The organism is Pseudoalteromonas sp. CO109Y (genome assembly GCF_004208935.1).
In the GTDB taxonomy this organism is placed as follows: Bacteria; Pseudomonadota; Gammaproteobacteria; order Enterobacterales; family Alteromonadaceae; genus Pseudoalteromonas; species Pseudoalteromonas shioyasakiensis.
In genome coordinates, this window is sequence record NZ_SGPD01000022.1 from 40,978 (window position 1) to 62,160 (window position 21,183).

14 protein-coding genes are annotated in these 21,183 nt (G+C 40.9%); 10 read left to right on the forward strand and 4 right to left on the reverse strand.

All coding sequences use genetic code 11. The features are described from left to right. Positions 1–130 precede the first annotated feature (130 nt). The 6 genes from EXT43_RS08440 to EXT43_RS08470 all read left to right on the forward strand — a co-directional run bounded on the left by EXT43_RS08440 (position 131) and on the right by EXT43_RS08470 (position 11,414). Positions 131–1,858 (forward strand): autotransporter assembly complex family protein, encoded by a 1,728-nt coding sequence (locus tag EXT43_RS08440; RefSeq protein ID WP_240701479.1) that lies wholly within the window; start codon positions 131–133, stop codon positions 1,856–1,858. After that, positions 1,858–5,544: a translocation/assembly module TamB domain-containing protein gene (locus tag EXT43_RS08445; RefSeq protein WP_130166776.1), complete on the forward strand. Its 3,687-nt coding sequence runs from the start codon at positions 1,858–1,860 to the stop codon at positions 5,542–5,544. Before EXT43_RS08440 ends, EXT43_RS08445 begins: the two co-directional genes overlap by 1 nt. Before the next feature lie 90 nt (positions 5,545–5,634). Then, positions 5,635–6,525, forward strand: coding sequence for a peptidylprolyl isomerase (locus EXT43_RS08450; RefSeq protein ID WP_130166777.1), 891 nt, complete (start codon positions 5,635–5,637; stop codon positions 6,523–6,525). 213 nt (positions 6,526–6,738) lie between these two features. Further along, positions 6,739–10,629, forward strand: a complete 3,891-nt coding sequence (gene hrpA / locus EXT43_RS08460) for an ATP-dependent RNA helicase HrpA (protein WP_130166778.1) — start codon at positions 6,739–6,741, stop codon at positions 10,627–10,629. Between the two features lie 66 nt (positions 10,630–10,695). Further along, complete coding sequence (locus tag EXT43_RS08465) at positions 10,696–11,109, forward strand: response regulator (RefSeq protein WP_276319705.1); 414 nt, start codon at positions 10,696–10,698, stop codon at positions 11,107–11,109. Between the two features lie 8 nt (positions 11,110–11,117). Beyond that, positions 11,118–11,414 carry a PilZ domain-containing protein gene (locus EXT43_RS08470; RefSeq protein WP_063527531.1) on the forward strand — a complete coding sequence of 99 codons (297 nt, stop codon included), beginning with the start codon at positions 11,118–11,120 and terminating at the stop codon, positions 11,412–11,414. Here the strand turns inward: EXT43_RS08470 and EXT43_RS08475 are convergent. After that, a complete protein-coding gene (locus tag EXT43_RS08475) occupies positions 11,411–12,601 on the reverse strand; it encodes a class I SAM-dependent methyltransferase (RefSeq protein ID WP_063707115.1) in 1,191 nt (396 codons plus the stop codon). The two genes, EXT43_RS08470 and EXT43_RS08475, sit on opposite strands and share 4 nt — an antisense overlap. A 135-nt stretch (positions 12,602–12,736) precedes the next feature. Between EXT43_RS08475 and EXT43_RS08480 the strand changes: the two genes are divergently transcribed. Together EXT43_RS08480 and EXT43_RS08485 are read left to right on the forward strand one after the other, a co-directional pair. Continuing rightward, complete coding sequence (locus tag EXT43_RS08480) at positions 12,737–13,384, forward strand: HD domain-containing protein (protein ID WP_054564028.1); 648 nt, start codon at positions 12,737–12,739, stop codon at positions 13,382–13,384. After that, on the forward strand, positions 13,377–13,778 hold the full coding sequence (locus tag EXT43_RS08485) for a VOC family protein (RefSeq protein WP_171037166.1): 402 nt from the start codon (positions 13,377–13,379) through the stop codon (positions 13,776–13,778). Before EXT43_RS08480 ends, EXT43_RS08485 begins: the two co-directional genes overlap by 8 nt. Before the next feature lie 12 nt (positions 13,779–13,790). On the opposite strand, the gene EXT43_RS08490 is transcribed toward EXT43_RS08485, so the two are convergent. Together EXT43_RS08490 and EXT43_RS08495 are read right to left on the reverse strand one after the other, a co-directional pair. After that, positions 13,791–14,780 carry a two-component system response regulator gene (locus tag EXT43_RS08490; RefSeq protein WP_130166780.1) on the reverse strand — a complete coding sequence of 330 codons (990 nt, stop codon included), beginning with the start codon at positions 14,778–14,780 and terminating at the stop codon, positions 13,791–13,793. Further along, positions 14,777–18,106, reverse strand: a complete 3,330-nt coding sequence (locus tag EXT43_RS08495) for a PAS domain S-box protein (protein ID WP_130166781.1) — start codon at positions 18,104–18,106, stop codon at positions 14,777–14,779. The genes EXT43_RS08490 and EXT43_RS08495 overlap by 4 nt, the downstream gene beginning before the upstream one ends. Positions 18,107–18,243: 137 nt before the next feature. Here EXT43_RS08495 and EXT43_RS08500 point away from each other — a divergent pair, with 137 nt between their 5' ends. Next, on the forward strand, positions 18,244–19,314 hold the full coding sequence (locus tag EXT43_RS08500; RefSeq protein WP_130166782.1) for a GGDEF domain-containing protein: 1,071 nt from the start codon (positions 18,244–18,246) through the stop codon (positions 19,312–19,314). On the opposite strand, the gene EXT43_RS08505 is transcribed toward EXT43_RS08500, so the two are convergent. After that, positions 19,311–20,291: an ion channel gene (locus EXT43_RS08505; RefSeq protein WP_130166783.1), complete on the reverse strand. Its 981-nt coding sequence runs from the start codon at positions 20,289–20,291 to the stop codon at positions 19,311–19,313. The two genes, EXT43_RS08500 and EXT43_RS08505, sit on opposite strands and share 4 nt — an antisense overlap. Positions 20,292–20,393: 102 nt before the next feature. On the opposite strand from EXT43_RS08505, the gene EXT43_RS08510 reads away from it, so the two are divergent. Beyond that, complete coding sequence (locus tag EXT43_RS08510) at positions 20,394–21,074, forward strand: SprT family zinc-dependent metalloprotease (protein WP_062566989.1); 681 nt, start codon at positions 20,394–20,396, stop codon at positions 21,072–21,074. Positions 21,075–21,183 lie beyond the last annotated feature (109 nt).

Sequence of the window (21,183 nt, forward strand, 5' to 3'; positions counted from 1 at the left end):
TGTAGCGAAAATAATTGTTTAACGCGTACTAATTTTAACATTTCAATTATGTCAGTGGCTATTGCACTGTGCTAGTATCTTTTTGTACTCATTTTAGATTATGACTCTTCCAAAAAAGTAAGGATATTTTTTGTATACTCGGCATTTCTTTTTTGTCTTTGTGTTTATCTGCTTTTCATACAGCCAGCACGCAATTAGTGCCTCAACTGTTATTAAAGATTATAAAATTCAAGGGATCAGTGATGATCTCGAAAAAAACGTTGAGCTTTACATTAAGCAACTGGTCGATGAAAAAACTTCTAAGGCATTAAGGCGTCACGCTAAAAGCCAAGTTGAAATGAGTTTAAAGGCGCTTGGTTATTATAAGCCGATAATCAAAATTAGTTTCGATGATGCTCAGCAGCTTTTAATTGTTGATGTTCAACGTGGTCCTGCTACCCGTATTGCAGATATTAACGTGACTATCACGGGTGCCGGTAAAGATGACGCTGAATTTATGTCTGCCGTCAACAGCATCAAAATCAAACAAGGTGACTTTTTAAATCACGGTAAATATGAGGCCGCAAGAAAACGTATTGAAAGCCAACTATTAGACTTAGGCTATTTTGATGCAAAATGGCATGAGCATAAATTGGCAGTTTCGCTAAAAAATAATAGCGCAAAAGTCATTTTCAATGTCGATACTGGGCCCCGTTATCAGTTTAGTGACATCACAATTGGTAGTGAGACTCCAGCCGAAAAATACATTCGTTCGCTGGCTGAATTTAAACAAGGTCAGCCTTATAAAGCGACCGAGGTTTCTGATTACAACTTAGCACTGTCGAGTACCCCTTACTTTGCCAGTGTTCGTGTGTATGCAGATATTGCAAAACGTAAAAATAACCAAGTGCCTGTCAACGTTGATGTATTACACAAACCTGCCAATAGTTATGAAGTGGGTGGCGGTTATAGCACTGACCTTGGACCAAAAGTCCGTTTCAAATGGACCAAGCCTTGGATCACCGAAGATGGTCATTATTTAGAAAGTAACCTTAATGTATCTGAGCGCCAGCAAGATATTTCACTTGGCTATACGGTGCCAGTTGACGACCCTAATGATGATCTTTGGCGCTTTTCTGTGGGTTACAAGCTCGAAGATGAATTAACCAATGATTTATACAGCCGTATATTCACGGGGCAGCTTCAGCGGCAGTGGCTCACTGATGACGATTGGGTACGTACTGCTTTTTTAAGACGCGATTACGAGGCCTATCGAATAGGGGATGAAGAACAAAGCGCAAAAATGCTGATGCCTGGTATTAGTTATGCCAAAAAAGACACCGAGGGGGGCACAACGCCTTATGAAGGCTATCAATGGATGATGTCAGTAGAGTTTGGTTTAAAAGATATGATGTCTTCAACCAATATTTTGCGCTTACAACTGCAAAATGCCTGGTTAACTACTTTTGCAGAACGCCATATGCTGTTTTTAAGAGCCAATCTAGGTGCCATGTTGGTCGATAATATAAATGATGTGCCGTTATCACTGCGTTTTTATGCCGGTGGTGATCAGAGTGTACGTGGTTTTGCCTATGAATCTATCTCCCCTGAAGATGGGGAAGGGCGCCTAATTGGTGGTAAATATTTAATGAGTGGCACTGTTGAATATAACTATCAATTTGCTGAACATTGGCGCGCAGCCTTATTTGTCGATAGTGGTACTGCGACTAATGATTTTAGTGATCGCGTCGAAGTTGGTGCCGGTTTTGGTTTTCGCTATTTAACACCGGTTGGCCCTGTACGTATCGACCATGCTTGGGGTTTAACAAAAGAAAGCAAAAGTACCCGATTAAGTATTACCATAGGGCCTGAAATCTAATGAAGATGTTAAAAAAGATAACCAAGGTTCTATCAATCACGTTGGCAAGTCTGCTAGTTATTGTGTTTTGTTTGCTATTCACCGCGCCCGGTAATCACTTTATTGCATACACAGCGAATAAGTTAGTTGATGGTTTAAAAATCAACCTGCCATCTGGGCGTTTTTTATATAACGATGCGTTTGATGTTCACTTTGAAAATCAAGGCATCAAGCTTGAGGCAAAGCAGCTAAAAATTGATTTATTCTGGTGGCGTTGTGATGGTATCTGCCTAGATAATTTAAGTGCCCAGTCGATTGATCTAAGCATTAAAAGCCAAGCTGTATCAACTGAGCAGAGCACTGAAGCAGAGCCTGAAGCTGAGCAGGCTGGTCAAATCAACTTACCAATGAAAGTTGCTGTTAAGCGAGTTGCAATTAATCACTTTAATCTCGCGCACCCGAGTGCCGATGTAACAGTCAACAAATTAAACTTAAATGGTCGCGGCGAAGCATCGGATATTACAGTGGATTCACTGACCATTGCTGATGTTGATGTGTTATTACATCAAGCAAAAGAGCAGCCTAAATCAACGCCATTAACAGAGCTTCCAGCATTACCAGCACTTGATATTACGCTCCCGATTAATGTTGAGCTGAAGCAATTTCAAATCAGTAAAGTTGCTGTTACCCCTTATGGCGCAGAAGAGGCTCAGCTTATTGAAAATATCGAGTTGATTGCGTCAGCCAAAGGAAGCGATATTAATCTTGAAAAGCTTGCTGCAGGTTATCAGCAATGGCAATTGCACTCTAACTTAATGGCAGAGCTTTCGGGTGAAAATACAATTGAGGGAGCAGTGTCTGTAAAAAGCACTGAGCATCAAGCTAGGTTATCGGTTTCAGGCCCGCTTGAGGATTTAACGTTAGAATTAGTAACGCAAGGAGCGTACCCAGCAGAGTTAAAAGGGGCTGTGAACCTAAAACAAACAAATTACCCATTTGATTTAACAGGCCAGATAGCAAAGTGGCAAATTACGACAGATACACAGCAGTTGCAATTATCAGACTTTGATTTAAAAGCCAAAGGCCATGCCGATGCTTATGCTGTTGATTTGAGCCTAGTAACGCAGTTAGACGCATTACCTGCAATGACTGTGAAATCGCAATTACAAGGTAGTTTAACAAACGCAAAACTTGAGCAGTTAAGCCTCAATGCTAATGACAGTAAAGCAGACATTAACGCATCAGTTGATTGGTCGAACGGGGTAAAAAGCGAGTTTAAAGGGGTTTTAAGCCACTTAAAAGCCCAATACTTAACGGATGCATTAAGCAGTGATTTATCTGGTGAATTTAATGGTTCATTTAATTTACAGGCAGGTGAGTGGCAGCTTGCCTTAGATAACACGCAATTAAATGGTTCAGTTAATGAAGTGCCAGTGACCTTGTTGTCGGATTTTGAACTTGATAGCAGCCTGCATGCGAGTTTTAAAAAACTTGAAGTGAAAAGCGGTAAAAATGAAATTGCGCTATCGGGACAGGTTGATGACGTATGGCGTGTAGACGGTAAATTGCGTCTAGATGCAAGTGGTCAAGATATCTTGCCTATGCAAGGCAAGGGCTTTGCTGATTTGAGCTTACGTGGTGAGCGTCTTGCGCCAACGGTTGATTTAAATCTAGTCCTTAATACATTGAGCTATCAAGATATTCAGGTTGATGGTTTAACATTAAAAGGGCAATTTGATTACGCAGCAGATTGGCAAACGGATGTATCACTGGTGCTTGATTCTGCATCGATTAGCGAACACAAAATTAATCAAATTGAGTTAGACGCCAGTGGCGATAAAACAGATCATCATTTAACTTTTTTACTCGATGCAGATCAAGGCAAGGCATCATTTGATGTAGACGGTAAATTTAATAAAGAGACCTGGCAAGGTGCGCTAAGCCAAATTCTTGTTACCGATAATCAGGTACGCTTTGGCACTGATAAACCGGTTAATATTCAAGTAAATACCAAAACCTTTGACTTTAATGTAGGCGCGCATTGCTGGCAAAGTGATAACTCAAAACTATGCTTTGAGACCTTGCAGCAAACTAAGCAATTAGGCCAGTTAAATGCACAGCTTGCAGCGCTATCAATTGCTGAATTTAAACACTTCTTACCCGATAACTTGAAAGTAACTGGCGATGCAAACGGGGAGTTTGTTGCTAATTGGAATAATGGTGCATTGAAAACGATTCGTGCCAATATCAAAACCAACCAGCTTGAAGCATCTTTAATTGATGACGCAAATGTTTATAAGTTACCGATAGAGGTTTTAGATATCTCGGCAATGAGCGATGCGCAAACGGGTAAACTTAATGCCACTATTGATTCATCTGTATTAGGTAAAGTGACGTCAGAGCTCAACATTGATGATATTCAAAATCAACAGACCTTAGCGGGCGACTTGGTTATTGAGAAAATTGAGTTAACAAACTTACGACCCTTTATTGCATCACTTGAGCAACTAACAGGCGACATAAAAGGCCGGTTAGCAATCGCAGGTACTTTAAAAGAGCCATTACTCAATGGTGATTTTGATGTTGAAAAAATCAATCTAGAAGGGGCAACCTTGCCGGTGTCGCTGCAAAACTCTTATGTGAACATTGCCTTTAATAACCAAAGTGCAAAGCTCACTGGCGAGCTCAAAGACACCGAAGGGGGCGCGCTTAATTTATCTGGCGGTGTTGATTGGCAGCAAGATTTACCGGACGTTGACGTGAGATTAAACGGTAAAGAGTTTTTTGTGCGTGCTCAGCAAGATGTCACCTTTAAAGTGTCTCCAGATTTAACTATGTCGTTAAAAAATAATGCGTTTAATCTTGATGGCCAAGTCGTCGTGCCATGGGGACGTATTGCGATTGAAGAGCTACCAGAAGGTGCTGTGCAAGTCAGCGATGATGAAGTCATTGTTGATATTGAGCAGCAACAGTCAGAAAAAGTGCCCTTTGATTATGCTATTAACTTAAAGGTGTTGGTTGAAAATGATGTGCGCGTTGACTCGTTTGGCTTACAGTCGAAAGTTGAAGGTGACATAAACATCAGCATGGACCAAGTTACGCCGATGATAGCAACGGGTGAGTTGAACCTAGTTCAAGGTACCTATCGTGCTTTTGGTCAAGACTTGCAAATTCGTACCGGTCAGGTGGGCTTTAGTGGCTCAATTGATAAACCGTACTTGAACATTAAAGCAATTCGTAATCCAGACAATACCTCGAATGGCGTGATTGCGGGTATTACCTTAACTGGTAATGTTGAACAGCCTTCATTAAAAGTATTCTCAGAGCCTGCGATGGACCAAGCCCAAGCATTGGCTTATTTATTAAATGGTCAACCTCTTGATGAAGGAGATAGTTCAACCGATGCGATGCTCACCCAATTACTGCTTGCCCAAGGTGTAAACCGTAGTGAAGGTGTGGTATCTAAAATTGGTGAAAGCTTTGGTTTGTCTGATGTTAGCTTAAGTTCAAGCGGTAGCGGGGATGACACCAAAGTTGAAATATCTGGCTATGTTACACCGGGTATTCAAGTGAAATACAGTGTTGGCATTTTTGATTCACTAAGTGAAGTGGCAGTTCGTTATCAATTGTTGTCGCAATTATATATTGAGGTCACCAGCGGCCTTTATCAAAATGTTGATATTCTTTATAAATTTGATTGGGACTAATAGCTCTACTTGTGATCAAACATCGCTTTTACTTGCTTATTAGGGCATAAGTTAATAGGCTGAATTGTCAATTACTTAAAGATAATAACAATGAAATTAAGTCTATTAACTCTGTGTCTTGGCGTAGTTTTAGCTGCACCAATTACTGCAAAAGAAACAAGGCAAAAACGTTCCGCTGGCGAAATCATTAAAACCGCAAGTAGCAGTGAGTGGCGAAAAGTCAGTGCCGAAAACGTCATTAAATTAACCTTACCTACGGGTGCTGCTTATATCGAACTAAACGATAAACTAGCGCCCATTCATGCAAATAACATGCGACAGCTTGCCAAAGAAGAGTTTTATCAAGGCCTGAGTATGTATCGCTTTGTTGAAGGATTTGTTGCGCAGGGCGGAGATGCCAGCGAAAGTAAACCTGTTAAAAATGCCAAAAAAGGGTTACCTGCTGAGTTTTATCTACGCACCGAGGCTCCTTTAGCGATTACAGAGCTTAAAGGGCCTGATGGCTATGCCGCTAAAACGGGCTTTTTAAATGGCTTTGCTGTGGCACAAAACCAAAGCCAAACCGAAACATGGCAAGTACATTGCCCAGGAATTTTTGCTATGGCCCGCGGTAATGATATTAATTCCGGTGGTACCGAGTTTTATGTCACCATCGGCAATAGCCAGCGCTATTTAGACCGTAATATCACCGTGTTTGGTCGTGTTTTAGAAGGCATGGAGCATTTTAATCTATTGCAGCGTAAAGCCACTGAAGGTCAGCCGTTTAACCCCATCACAGATATGCAAGTATTAGCAGATATTAAAGATACTGATAACAGTGAATTTCGGGTGATGAAAACAGACTCAAATGCCTTTAAAGACCTCATCGAAGCACGTAAAAATCGAGTAGAAGCATGGTTTGTTGAAAGCCCTGATTACATCGATGTTTGTGCAATGCCAATTCCAACCGAGAGGACTATGCCAACTCGCAATAATACTTAATCATTTTGAGGGATTAAATCTGTCGCTAACTGCGTTAAAAATCTCTCATTTAGAACAACTAAATAACGAAATTTTTGCCTTGTTATCAACGAGATTTTATTGCCTCAAAACTGTTCACTTAATTAAGCGAATTGGCATAAATAAAGCCATGACCACCTGATAGATTATTTGATACAATATCAGTCTATTGGTTAAGAAATATAAGGGTATCGGGTGGTTAACCTAGGTCCGCTGTTCGGCGAATTAAAAACGTGTTTACGCAAAGATCAATTCATCTTCAAAAAACGCCTTCATGGCATTAAAAAAATCAACGATGAAACTAAGCAAGCGAGCATAGCGCAAAAAATAGCAGAAGATATTAGCCGTTCGCAGCAATTGCGCGAGCAACGTTTGGCTGCCTTGCCTAAAGTGACCTACCCAGAACAACTTCCTGTTAGTCAAAAGAAAGATGACATTAAACAGGCGATCGCCAATAACCAAGTAGTGATCATCGCCGGTGAAACAGGCTCAGGTAAAACGACGCAGATCCCAAAAATGTGTTTAGAGCTTGGCCGGGGTGTTGATGGATACATTGGTCACACCCAGCCTCGCCGACTCGCGGCTCGAAGTGTCGCGAATCGTATTGCAGAAGAAATGCAATGCGAGCTAGGCCAACAAGTGGGTTTTAAAATTCGCTTTAGTGACCAAGTTTCTGACAATAGTTACATTAAATTGATGACAGACGGTATTCTGCTGGCTGAAATTCAACAAGACAGATACCTAAATCAGTACGATACCATCATCATCGATGAAGCCCACGAACGTAGCCTAAATATCGACTTCATCTTAGGCTATTTAAAAAATTTACTGCTAAAACGTCCTGACTTAAAAGTTATTATTACCTCAGCGACGATTGACCCTGAGCGTTTTTCTAAACATTTTGATGATGCACCCATCATCGAAGTATCCGGTCGTACTTTCCCAGTAGAGGTTCGTTATAGACCAACCACTGAAATCAACAAAGATGAGATGGAAGCGGATGGTGACCAATTACAGGGTATTTTTGATGCCGTTGATGAGCTGTGCGATGAAGGCCCTGGCGATATTCTGATTTTTATGAATGGTGAACGAGAAATTCGCGATACCGCTGATGCGTTATCGAAGCGAAACCTCAAAGGCACGGATGTTTTACCGCTATATTCGCGTTTATCAAACGCTGAACAGAACCGAATTTTTGCGCCGCACAGCCGTCGTCATATTATTTTAGCCACCAACGTGGCTGAAACATCACTAACGGTACCGGGTATTCGTTATGTTATTGACCCAGGTACTGCGCGCATCAGCCGTTATAGCTACCGTACTAAGGTACAACGATTACCGATTGAGCCAATTTCACAAGCCAGTGCCAATCAGCGTAAAGGTCGCTGTGGTCGTATCGAAGCGGGTATCTGTATTCGTTTGTATAGCGAAGAAGACTTTAATTCGCGCCCAGAGTTTACTGATCCTGAAATTTTACGCACCAACTTAGCCTCTGTTATTTTGCAAATGCTTGGTTTAGGGCTTGGCGACATGCAGCAGTTCCCGTTCGTGCAAGCGCCAGATAGCCGAAATATCAACGATGGTTTAACGCTACTTGAAGAACTCGAAGCCATTAAGCCAGCTAAACGTCATAAAAAGACTGAGCTTACTAAATCAGGAAGAAGTTTAAGCCGTTTACCGGTTGATCCACGGTTAGCTAAAATGGTGCTGACTGCCGATGGCTTAGGTGCACTGCGTGAAGTGATTATTATTGTTGCGGCATTGTCGATTCAAGACCCAAGAGAGCGACCACAAGAAAAACGCGGTGCAGCGGATGAAAAGCATGGCCGTTTTGATGATCCTGATTCAGATTTTATCGCCTTTTTAAATCTGTGGAATTACCTTGAAGAGCAGCAATCTGAATTGAGCAATAGCCAGTTTAGAAAGTTATGCCAAAAGGACTTTTTAGCCTATATGCGTATTCGCGAATGGCAAGATATTGTTTATCAGCTATCAACGGTATGTAATGAAATGGGCATGAAGGCCACTACAAATGTTGCTGATAGCGAGCGAATTCATCAATCTTTATTAAGCGGTATGTTAAGTCATATTGGTTTTAAAGATGAAAAACAAATTTATAAAGGCGCTCGCAACAGCCAATTCCATATTTTCCCAGGTTCAGGATTATTTAAAAAGAGCCCAAAATGGATTATGTCGGCAGAGCTTGTTGAGACCAGTAAGCTTTATGCGCGGATCAACGCGCGCATAGACTTGAAATGGGTTGAAGGCTTTGCACAGCATTTAGTAAAGCGCAGCTACAGTGAACCGCATTGGGAGAAAAAGCCGGGTGCAGTTATCGCGTTTGAGCAGCAAACCTTGTATGGCCTATTAATTGTTAATAAGCGCCGCTGTGTATACAGCAATATTGATCCAAAAGTAAGTCGCGAGTTGTTTATTCGCACCGCTTTAGTAGAGCAAGAACTGGGTCAAAATGAAGGCTTTTTACAATATAACCAAGAGTTAATTGAAGATATTCAGGTTCTTGAAAATAAATCTCGCCGCCGTGATATTTTAGTTGATGAACAAACTCTATTTGAATTCTACGACAAGAAAATTCCACAAGATGTAAATAATCGTGCCGCGTTTAATAAGTGGTGGAAAGGGCAAAAGCAAAAAGATAAGCGCTTTTTGCACATGTCTCGAGAAGAATTAATGCAGCATGGTGCTGATCATGTTACCGAGTTTGATTACCCAGATACTTGGCAGCAAGAGAACTTATTATTACCACTGGCATATCACTTTGATCCAGGGCAAGCCGTTGATGGTGTTGCGGTACAAATTCCAGTTGCATTGTTAAACCAAGTACAAGAAACCGGTTTTGATTGGCATATTCCTGCATTTAGGCATGAGTTAATTTGTGCGCTTATCAAGTCGCTACCAAAAACAATTCGTCGTAACTTTGTGCCTGCGCCAAATTACGCCGATGCAGTACTTGCTGCAATCGAGCCAATGCAAGGCAACTTAATTGATGCAATTAGCACGCGCTTATTACGTATGACAGGTGTGCGTGTTGAGCCAGATGCATGGGATTTATCAACCCTTGCTCCGCATTTACGCTTACAGTTTGAGGTACGCGATGAACACGATAAGTTACTCGCTCGCGGTTTAAATTTATCTAAACTAAAAGCCCAGTTACAAGGTAAGTTAACGGATACCTTATCGAAAGTAGCAGACAAAGGCATAGAAAAAGCTGATTTGACTGAGTGGAGCTTTGGTGAGTTACCTAGTTCTTATGTGAAAAAACAAGGTCAATATGAAATCAAGGCGTTTCCAGCGCTGGTGGATAAAAAAGACTCAGCCGCGGTTGAGTTATTTGATAATGAACACAAAGCACAGCAAGCGCACCAACAAGGTTTACGTCGCTTAGTGTTATTAAACGTGCCATCACCAATTAAGTATTTACAACAAAACTTACCAAACAAATCTAAATTAGGTTTGTACTTTAATCCGTTTGGTAAGGTCAATGACTTAATTGATGACTGTATCGCTGCAGCCGTCGATAGTTTATTAATTAAATATGGCAATATCCGCACTGCAGATGCGTTTGAAAAAGCGAAAGAGCAAATTCGCGGTGAGCTTGGTGATACGGTTGTTGAGATCGCTACCCAAGTAGAGCAAGTGTTGAGTATTGCTCATGGCTTAAATAAACGTATGAAAGGACGCGTTGATTTAACCATGATCACGGCGCACGGTGATATTAAATCACAGTTACAAAGCTTAGTGTTCAAAGGCTTTGTAAGCCAGCACGGCGCAGCAAAAATGACAGATTTAATACGTTACTTAAAAGCCATTGAACGCCGCTTAGAAAAGTTACCTGTTGATCCTAATCGTGATAGGTTGTGTGTGCTTGAGCTTGATAAAGTAGCTGAGCAATATCAAAAATTAGCGAGCAAAATCCCTAAGGGAATGCCAATTCCTGAAGAGATCAGTGCGATATTTTGGATGCAACAAGAGTTACGTGTTTCTTTATTTGCACAAACACTAGGGACGCCTTATCCTGTATCTGCTAAACGTGTTTTAAACGCAATTAAAGAATGTGAGTTATAATACTAAGGAATGAGGTTAGCGCCTCCTTGCTTTAAGTTACAAACACAGATGCTAAAAGGAGATTATGTGGGCATTGAAAAGGAAAGACCTATCTCAGTTTCTGAGCGTACGGTAAATCGGCCGCGACCAACTATTTTGGTCGTCGATGATGAATATTTTAATTTTGAAATGCTCAAAGCAAGCCTTGGGAATGAGTTTTCGTTAAGCTATGCAAACTCAGGCACATCGTGTTTAACATCGGCTATTGCTGAGCCGCCGGATGCTATACTACTCGATGTGTGTATGCCGGGCTTAGATGGTTATGATACCTGCCGATTACTAAAAAACACCCCAGAAACAGAGCAAATTCCTGTTGTCATGGTGTCTGGCCTTGAAACCGAGCTTGAACAAAAAGCAGGGTTTGATGCCGGGTGTGACGCCTATGTAGTGAAGCCTTTTTCTGTTAAAACATTAATAGAGAAAATAAAAACACTGGTATAGGAGGCCATATGTTTCATGAGGAGAAACGCGACTTTCGCCGCATGCAAATTCATACACCTGCAAAACTAATCCCATTAGATGTTGTTAACGGCGAAGAAATTCAGGCTATGTGTACTGATTTAAGTGCAACAGGGCTGGCAATTCACCTTGATGAAGTTTTAGAAATAGGCAGTCTGTATCGGGTGTTAATTGCTTCGGCTAGCACGGCTATTACCTCATTTGATGCAACAGCCCGTGTGATACGAGCAACCAAGGAGCAAGATGGCTCCTTGAGTGCCGGTTTAGAAATTGTAAATTTTAACTAGTAAACTTTACAGATCAGGCCTTTAAGATAAAAGCCTTCTGGGTAGCTGCCAGCAATCGGGTGGTCGGCAGCTTGGTTTAATCGTTCCATGATCAACAAGTCTTTACCTGCATCAAGGGCTGCATCCGCAACCACTTTTTGAAATAAATTTTGTTCCATTAATCCAGAGCACGAGAAAGTGAGTAAAGTGCCACCTGGTTTTAAGATTTGCATCGCAATCATATTAATATCTTTATAACCACGGCAAGCACCGGTTAATTGCGCTTTGTTGTCAGCAAATTTTGGTGGATCCATAACGATAGTATCAAATTGCACACCTTCATCACGGTATTGGCGCAATAACTTAAAAACATCTTGTTTCACAAAATCAACTTTAGACAAATCAAGGTTGTTATGCTCAACGTTACGCTTAGCCGTATCAAGTGCTGGCTGCGATACATCGACGTTAGTAACGTGTTTACAACCGCCACGCAAAGCATAAAGCGAGAAAGTACCTGTGTAGCTAAAGCAGTTTAATACTGTTTTGTCTTTAACAAAGCGCTCAAGGGCTGCACGGCTATCACGTTGGTCTAAGTAAAAGCCAGTTTTGTGGCCTTCAAGAATGTCTACCTCGAGTTTTAAGCCATTTTCTTCAATGATGACTGGCTCAGTTGGTTCCTTGCCCCAAAGTAGGCCCTTGATTGGCTCAAGGCCTTCTTTGGTGCGAACATCAACATCTGAACGTTCATAAATATCGCAGCCTGGGAAAATAGTCATTAGTGCAGCAACAATTTCACCTTTATGACGCTCTGCACCGGCACTAAGCAGTTGGCACACCAATACATTATCAAATTTATCGATAGTGATGCCTGGCAAGTAGTCAGATTCTGCAGCGCTTAAACGAAAACCTGTTAAGCCGCCTTCGCTGATCACCTGTTCGCGCGCAGCATAGGCACGGCGCAAACGCTTTTCAAAAAATGCTTGGTCAATTACTTCGTTTTGATCGAAGCTCCATACGCGAGCACGAATTTGCGACTGCGGGCTGTAAGCAGCAATCGCTAAAAATTTGCCGTCATTGTCATAGATAGTGACAGTATCACCTAGTCCTGGCTTACCTTTTACTTTTTTAATGGCTTTTGAGAACACCCACGGGTGTTTTCTTTTTAGTGATTTTTCTCGTCCAGCTTGCAGGTAAATAGCAGATGACATAGGGATTCTCGCGTCAAACAAAAGGGAGCATAGTTTAATGAAGCACTGGCAAACATACAATGAATGTTTTGAACAAATCCAGTAAGCACGCTAAAGTAAGCATAATTTCAATCAGTTAATGGTGATAGCCAGTATATGCAGCCAGAAATAGACTTTGCAGCGTTAGAAACTCAGTGTCGAGACTTTATTTTGTCTTTACTCCATGCCGATGTCGCACACGATATTAGTCATATTGAGCGAGTAGTGAGGGTTGCAAAACAATTATGTATTGCCGAGCAGGCAGAAATGGCTGTGGTGTTACCCGCAGCTTGGTTACATGATTGTGTTGCGGTTGCTAAAAACCACCCAGACAGGGCAAAAGCATCGACCATGGCTGCAGATAAGGCGTTAAGTTTTTTAGCCTCAATTAATTATCCTGAGCAGTATTTTAGTGCTATTCATCATGCTATTGCGGCACATAGCTTTAGTGCCAATATCAAAGTCCAAAGTGTCGAAGCGCAAATTGTGCAAGACGCTGATCGAATGGATGCATTAGGTGCAATTGGTGTGAGTCGCTGTATGAAAGTAGGAGGCTCAATTGGTCGCTATCTGTATCATAAAGACGACCCATTTTGCTTAAACCGTGAACCTGACGATACAAAATATACCCTAGATCATTTTTTCATTAAGCTGTTACACATTAGCGAGAGCATGAACACGCCATCAGCGAAAGATGAAGCCAAACGACGTACAGCTTACATGCTCGAATTTTTAGAGCAGTTAAAAACCGAAATTGGTGAGTAACATGGCTATTCCATCTTTATGTGGTGTTGATCATTGCCACTTAAATGTTGATGATTTAGCGGCTGCGCTAAAGTGGTATCAGCAAGTACTTGGTTTTAATGTGGTACCAGAACTCGCTTTTTGGGATGAAGGAAAAGGGCCTTTAACCTTAGAAGATCAAGCAAAAACAATTCGTTTAGCACTCTTTGAAGCTGAGGGTAGAAGCAAAGGTATTGCCTTTGGCGCAAATGCAGCACAGTTTTTAGCCTGGCTTGAACATCTCGCTCAGTTTGATATTAAAACAATTGTTGCCGACCACGGTGTTACTTATTCAATGTATTTTAAAGATTGTGCTGGTAATAGCCACGAAATTACTTCGCATGATTACGATACAATTAAAAAAGGCCTCAAATGAGGCCCTAAGATATTAGCTCGTATAAGTATTTTTGATTTCTATGATGCTATCTATTTGACCGATAAATAAATCAACTAGTTGCGGGTCAAAATGCTTACCGGCTTCGTCTTTCAATAAGTCGAGGGCTTCTTCAACCGACCAGGCTTTTTTATAAGGGCGTTTTGAGGTTAAAGCATCAAACACATCTGCAATTGTCACGATACGCCCTTCAATACTAATTTCTTCGCCTTTCAGGCCATAAGGATAACCCGTACCATCCCACTTTTCATGGTGTTCAAGGGCAAGCTTATGAGCAAGTTGTAATAGCGGGGAAGTAGAGTTCTCTAAAATTTTCGCACCGATTAAGGCATGTTGTTTCATGTGCTCGTATTCGGTTTCGTTCAAGCGCCCAGGTTTTAATAGTACTGAATCAGGAATACCTATCTTACCTACATCATGCATAGGCGCTGCCTGTTTAAGCTGTTCGGCCTCGTACTCACTCATGCCATAGGCAAGGGCGAGTACTTTACTGTAACGGCTCATTCTTGCAATGTGCTCACCAGTGTCGGTGTCTTTATATTCTGCAGCACGGCCTAAACGTTGTATCAAATCAATATGGGCTAATTGCAGTTGTTCAGCTTGCACTAAAGATAAATGATTTTTAACCCGTGCTCTGACAATCGCAGGGCTAATTGGTTTGGTAATATAATCGACTGCACCTAGAGCAAAGCCTTCAGACTCATCCTGTTCATGGAAAAGTGCGGTAACAAAGATAACAGGAATATGAGCGGTTTTAGGGTTTGCTTTTAACACTTTACAGACTTCGAAACCGCTCATATCTGGCATCATAATATCGAGCAAAATCAACTTAGGAGGTTCATTCTCAATAAGCTGAAGAGCAAGCTTGCCAGATTTTGCAAACGATAAGCGATAATCGTTAGCGAGTACTTCACGGATCACTTTTAAATTGGCTGGTTCATCATCGACGACCAAAATTCTTGCACGTTCTGAGATTTGCGTCATAGGTGTTCCTTAGCAGCTTGGAGAGTGTGCTTTAAAGCTGATAAAGCAGTGCTTGCTGCATCAAAGTCAAAGTTTTCAAAATGCGCACAAATTTCAACAACCTGATCTTGGTAGGTTGCAGGTGCTTGGGATTGCAGCAGGCTTAATAAATCATCGTCTATCTCTGCATGCTCAGCTTGCGCTTGCAGTGCCTCAATTTGGCTAATAAATGCGCCCAACGACGTTTCGTGTATGGGTTGCTGTTGTGAACTAGACTGCGGCTGTTCTGCAAGTAATGCAATCAGCGTTTGCCATTCCTGTTCGCACTCGGCAATGAGTGTAGGGAAGCTTTCCTTTTCACGTTCTTTCTCAGCGTTTGATAACAAGTATAATAATTTTGCGAGGGCTAAATTACCCGCGACTCCTTTAAGAGTATGCAAAATTGCTTTTTGTTCGTCTTCACTGAGTTTCTGATCCTTCAGTCGTAGAATACTCTGTTGATGATTACTAAGGAATAAGCCAATTTCCGTATTTAATTTCTCTTTGCTTCCCCACATCAAAACACCTTTGTCGTAGTTGATGTGCTTTTTCTCATCACCGACTTTATTGTTAGTGATTTTATTTACTTCTAAACCAAGCACTTTCGCAATTTCATGGTTCAGCTGGTTAATATCAACGGGTTTATTTGCAAAGCCATTCATACCGGCTTGCTTTGTAGTAATTTTATCTTGTTGTAAAACACTCGCCGTCAACGCGATGATAGGTGTAATTTTTAAGCATCTGATTTTCTCTATTTCGCGGATTTCTTTACAGGCCGTAATGCCATCACATTCCGGCATATGTATATCCATCAAAATCACATCAAAGCTTTGCTGTTCAAATGCAGCAATGGCTTCAAAGCCATTTTGAGCCGTACTAATGGTGTGCCCAGCTTGCGATAATAAAATGTTCAGTAGCTCAACATTCTGCTCAATGTCATCAACCACTAATATGCGAAGTTTCGGTAAGTTTAATTGATTGCCAGGTAAGGTATCGACTTGGCTGATATCACCTTCTTGTAATGGTAGGGTAAAGTAAAAGCAGCTGCCTTTGCCTTCTTCACTGATAGCACCAATTGAACCACCCATTAATTCAACAAGCTGCTTACTAATAGTTGTGCCAAGACCTGTGCCACCAAATCGGCGTGTCATTGTGCCGTCGGCTTGTTCAAATGGCTGGAAAATAGCTTCTAAGCGGTGCTTGGCTATGCCAATACCGCTGTCTTGTACTTCGAAAAACAATTGTTTATTTTGAGTTTGACTCACAGTAATTGTTACAGACCCTTGCTCTGTAAATTTAATGGCATTACCGATGAGATTATTCATCACTTGGCGAATACGAGACTCATCGCCAATATAAATAGGCGCAACATTTTCAGCTATAATCAAATCAAGCAGGATATCTTTTCGCTTCGCCTCGAGCCAAAAGGTCGATACTATGTTGTCGAGTAGCGCTTGTAAGTTAAAGTGCTCAGCCTGAATATCGAGTTTGCCTTTTTCTAACTTTGCAGAATCTAGTACTTCATTGAGCAAATGCAGCAGTGAGCGAGCTGACTTATTCACAGTAATGATATGCTTTTGTTGCTCTTTACTGAGTGGGCTGTCCATTAATATGTCGCTAAAGCCGATTATGGCATTCATTGGCGTGCGTATTTCATGGCTCATGTTTGCCATAAATGATTGTTTTGCTTGCGCTGCGGCTTCAGCTTCTTGTTTAGCCTTTTTGAGTGATTCTTCATATTCGTGACGAGCGGTAATATCGATAAGTACACCATCGATCCACTTTTGTTCAGAATCACTATTTTCGTTAATTGTTCCTTGGTCTAAAACCCACACAACTTTGCCATTTCGGTGGCGAATGCGGTACTCAACCGCATATTGTTTTTTTTCAGCTATGGCTTTTTCCATAACTTCATCAATATGCGCTACATCATCGTTATTAATGATTTGAGCAAATGTAACTGTGCCATCGGTAAACTCTTCAGGGCTGTAACCAGTTAAGTCAGCAACACTGGGGCTTATAAATTTCATTGTCCAGTGCTCATCTAGCAAACAACGAAATACAGCGCCGGGAGTATTGTTCATTAAAGTACGATATTGCTTTTCTTTTTCTTCGAGACTTTGCTGCAGTGCACGTTGCTCAGTTAAATCGGTTATAAAGCCTACAAACAATGTTTCTGCGTTAGGTTGTTTTACTTCCCCAAGCCCAAGTCGAATCGGGAATAAATGACCATTTTTATGTTTTGCAAATACATTGCGGTTAACGCCAATCACTTTTTTAACTTCATGTCTGCTACTGTCAGCTAAGTAACCATCATGTTGCGCGGCTATATCGTCGTTCATTAATAGTTTTACGTTTTTACCTAACACTTCATCTTGTCGCCAACCAAAAATAGTTTCTGCTGATTTATTAAAGCTTAAAATAATGCCATGAATATTAATTGTTACGATGCCATCTATTGCAGTGCCTAAAATGGCATCCAAGCGCGACTCTTCTGCTGATTTTTCTGCCAGTAATAAGCGAAAACGTACCATGCCGTTAATGATACCAACCAGAGCGGTTAATAATACGGTGGCAAATGAAACGCTAATGGCGATAAAAGTAAGTTGCGACGTTTGAACGTTTTCAGATAACAAAGGCGAGGTTGCAACAAAGCGGGTGGCGGCCATTCCCATGTAATGCATGCCTGCCACGGCAAAGCCAAAGATAATGGCGCAAATGACACGGGTTTGAAACACAGTGAGTTTTTTAAAATACTTACCTAGGTGAAATCGCGCATATAAGCCGACAAAAGATAATGCAACAGCCATCACAATAGATGCTGCAAACCAAGCTGGGTCGTAGCGAAGCAGCGGACTCATTTGCATGGCTGCCATCCCCGAGTAGTGCATCGCACCAATGCCAGAGCCAAGTAATACAGAGCCAATGAGTAGCTTTATTGTTGTTGGTATTTGCTTTAAATCTTTGCGTTTCAAAAATGAGAATGCTGTATAGCAGGCTAGAAATGCAGGAATAAATGAAAAAAATGTCAGTGTAGGGTCGTACTCCACGGTGGTGCATAATGAAAAAGCTAGCATGCCGATAAAGTGCATACTCCAAATCCCACCTGACATCACCAAGGCACTTGTTGCACTGCCTAATTTACGGTACGAATCAAATTGTGTTCTATTTGCTAGATCAATGATATGGAGTGAAAAATAAGCAGCAAAAATAGCCGTAGCAATAGAAAGAGCAACTAAGCTTGGATCATAGACACCACTTACTATTAAGCTGGGGTCTTGATCTGTGATAAAAAATTTCGCGAGCATAATATTTTTTTGAAACGGCTTGTTATAGCAGTCTAATACAAATTGTTCTGAATTTAGAGAAAAACCTATCACTTAAGTACGTAGGATTCAAAACCTTGGCTATATTTAATTAAAAAGGAGTAGTTCGAGGTGGGTAGATGAGAAGAACCGAGCAAACATTAGTTGAGCAAATGCAGATTAATGATGTAGAAATCCAACACAGAATGAGCTTATTAGGGCTGACTTCAAATAGTCTGTCATCTCTTTTGAACTATAAACCTATAATCGAATCAGCCATCGAAAATGTAGTGAATGAGTTTTATAAAAAACAAACCGAAGTGGATGAAATTTCGTTATTAATTGGTGATGCAGATACTTTAACACGACTCAGAGATGCACAAAGGCAGTATATAATCGATTTATTTTGTGGTCGTTACGAGCATGAATATGTTAACAACCGTCTACGGATTGGTATGGTGCATAAGCGTATTGGGGTTGAGCCAAAGCTTTACTTATCGGCGGTGTGTACTTTAAAAGAGCTCATTTTTAATGTGCTTCGCACCGCAATAAGCGATCAATATGAGTTAAATCATACCCTTACCATCATTGATAAATTGATTTACTTTGATACGACCTTGGTCTTTGATACTTATATCGACAGCTTAGTGGGCGAAATTGAAAATGCGAAACGCCGCACCGAAGTCTATGCGAAAGGCCTTGAAGAAAAAGTCGCTCAACGTACTCAAGAACTTGAGAAACTCGCTAAACTCGACCCTCTCACTAACCTCTACAATCGCCGTGTAATGCAAGAGTTACTACAACGTGACCTTGCCAGAGCCAGACGTCACAAATCGCCATTAACCATTGTTTATTTTGATCTTGATGACTTTAAGTCAGTGAATGACACACAAGGCCACTTAAAAGGTGACGAAGTCCTTAAATATATAGGCCAATACTTACTTGAAAATATTCGCGAGATTGATATACCGTGCCGTTATGGCGGCGATGAATTTTGCATCATCTTACCCGATTGCGAGTTAGATAGCGCCTTTACTATTTGTGAAAAACTTATAGCCGCATTTGAACAACAATACCCTGAGCTTCATCTAAGTTTTGGTCTTATTGCAGCGCCACTTGATAGCACGGTAGATGCTGAAGAGTTAATTAATCGAGCCGACAAAAAAATGTATCAGGCAAAAGAGCATAAGGGTTCATACATTATGCGTTAGCGAGTCATACGCTTTACAAAAACAACGACGAATAAAGCAAGCGAAAAGCTACCACAAAATGCTTCTATGGCTGCGATTAACCTCGAAAAACCTATTGGCGTAATGTCACCATAGCCAAGAGTTGTAAAAGTCACCACGCTGAAGTAAAAACTATTCAACAATGCCGACAAATTGCTTTTAAATGAGTTTTCAAAGCTCAGTTGCATCACAGAATCTTGATAACTTACCCCGAATAAGAAATAACAAAATGCACAGCAAATAATGAGTGACAGACTAAAGCGAATGACATTTTCGGGCTTTTCGCCATAACCACAGAGCATATCTATAAAGCTGGAAGTAATTTGCTTGGTTGAACCTTTTCGGTATTGCGCATGACGCATTCTTAATTCTTTGTAGGTGAAGTTACCGGCGAGCTCAAAAAGCCCTTGATGTTCAGAGGCTTTTCTTAAATTGCGATATATTTCTTCAGATTGCTCAAATAAGTCTCGTGCTTCATCATGCTGTTTATTTTTACGTGCTTTAAATGCAGCCGCTTCTTGTAATAATTGGTTACCCAATTCGATGTTATCAATCCTGCTGTCGTTGAGCTTAATACCTAGTAAGTTGGTATTTTTTAAATCACAGTAATGCAAACTCGCGCTATGTAAATTAGCTTTCATTAATGAAGCATTGGCGATTTTATTATTAAATAGGTGAGCGCCCGTTAAATTCGCACGATAAAAATTACAATAGGAGAGATCATAACCTTCTTCGTCATCCTGCTTTATTAAGTTAAGTCCTGAAAGGTTCGCTCTTTGCAATTGCAGGCCTTCTAATAAGCCACCTTTTTTTGCATAGCGCTCTAATTTTTGGGTTAGATCTAGCCCTGATTTATCAAATTTACTATCATGCCAAAAGCAAAATCCAGAGCCCATATCTGTTTCTTGGCACTTGTTACCTGTTGGTGAGGTATAACTACAACATGGTTTGTCAGGCATAAAGGTGAAAACTTATTTGTGAGTCATCTTTATAGATTAGCAGCTATTTAGCAGGGTAAAATGGAATCTCTTATTTTTATTAATCGAATTGGCTGACCTTTGTTGGATTACACCCTAAAGCGCAGTAAACGCAGAACCACAGTGGCAATTAAAGTTGCCGAGCAGAAATTGACTGTTTATGCGCCTTTTTATGTTCCACAAACTGAGATTGATGCCTGGTTAAAGACCAAGCAAGATTGGGTCGCTGAACAAATAGCCAAACAATCCATTCATGCTGAGCGCCGTCAACTACCATTAGTAAACGCCACTATTAAGTTGTTTGGGCAAAACGTGCCGATAGTATTTGCTAAAGGCCCGAAAAGCATGTGGCAACAAGATGCACAGTCTCAGCTTACCTTATCAATATCATCACGTGTCAAACATCAAGAAGCTAACTACCTAGCTTTGCTGGAGCAGTTTTTACATGAAAAGCTTGAGAGCTATATCGAAATGCGTGTTCATGATTATTGTGTACAGATGTCTGAATCGCTCCCTACAAAGCTTAAAATTCAACATTATAAACGTCGTTGGGGCAGTTGTAATAAACGCCGCGAGCTGACTTTTAACTTACATTTAGCAAGTGCGCCAACCTGGGTGATTGATTATGTGGTTGTACATGAGCTTGCGCATCTTTTACATATGAACCATAGCGCTAAGTTCTGGCAACGTGTGAACCAGTTTTATCCAAATTATAAAAAAGCAGAGCAATGGTTAAAAGCAAATGGAAGTAGTTTGAGTTGGTAGCTTAAGTTAGCGAGAGTAAAGTTAGCGAGAGTAAAGTTAGAAAGAGTAAAGTTAGAAAGAGTAAAGTTAGAAAGAGTAAAGTTAGAAAGAGTAAAGTTAGAAAGAGTAA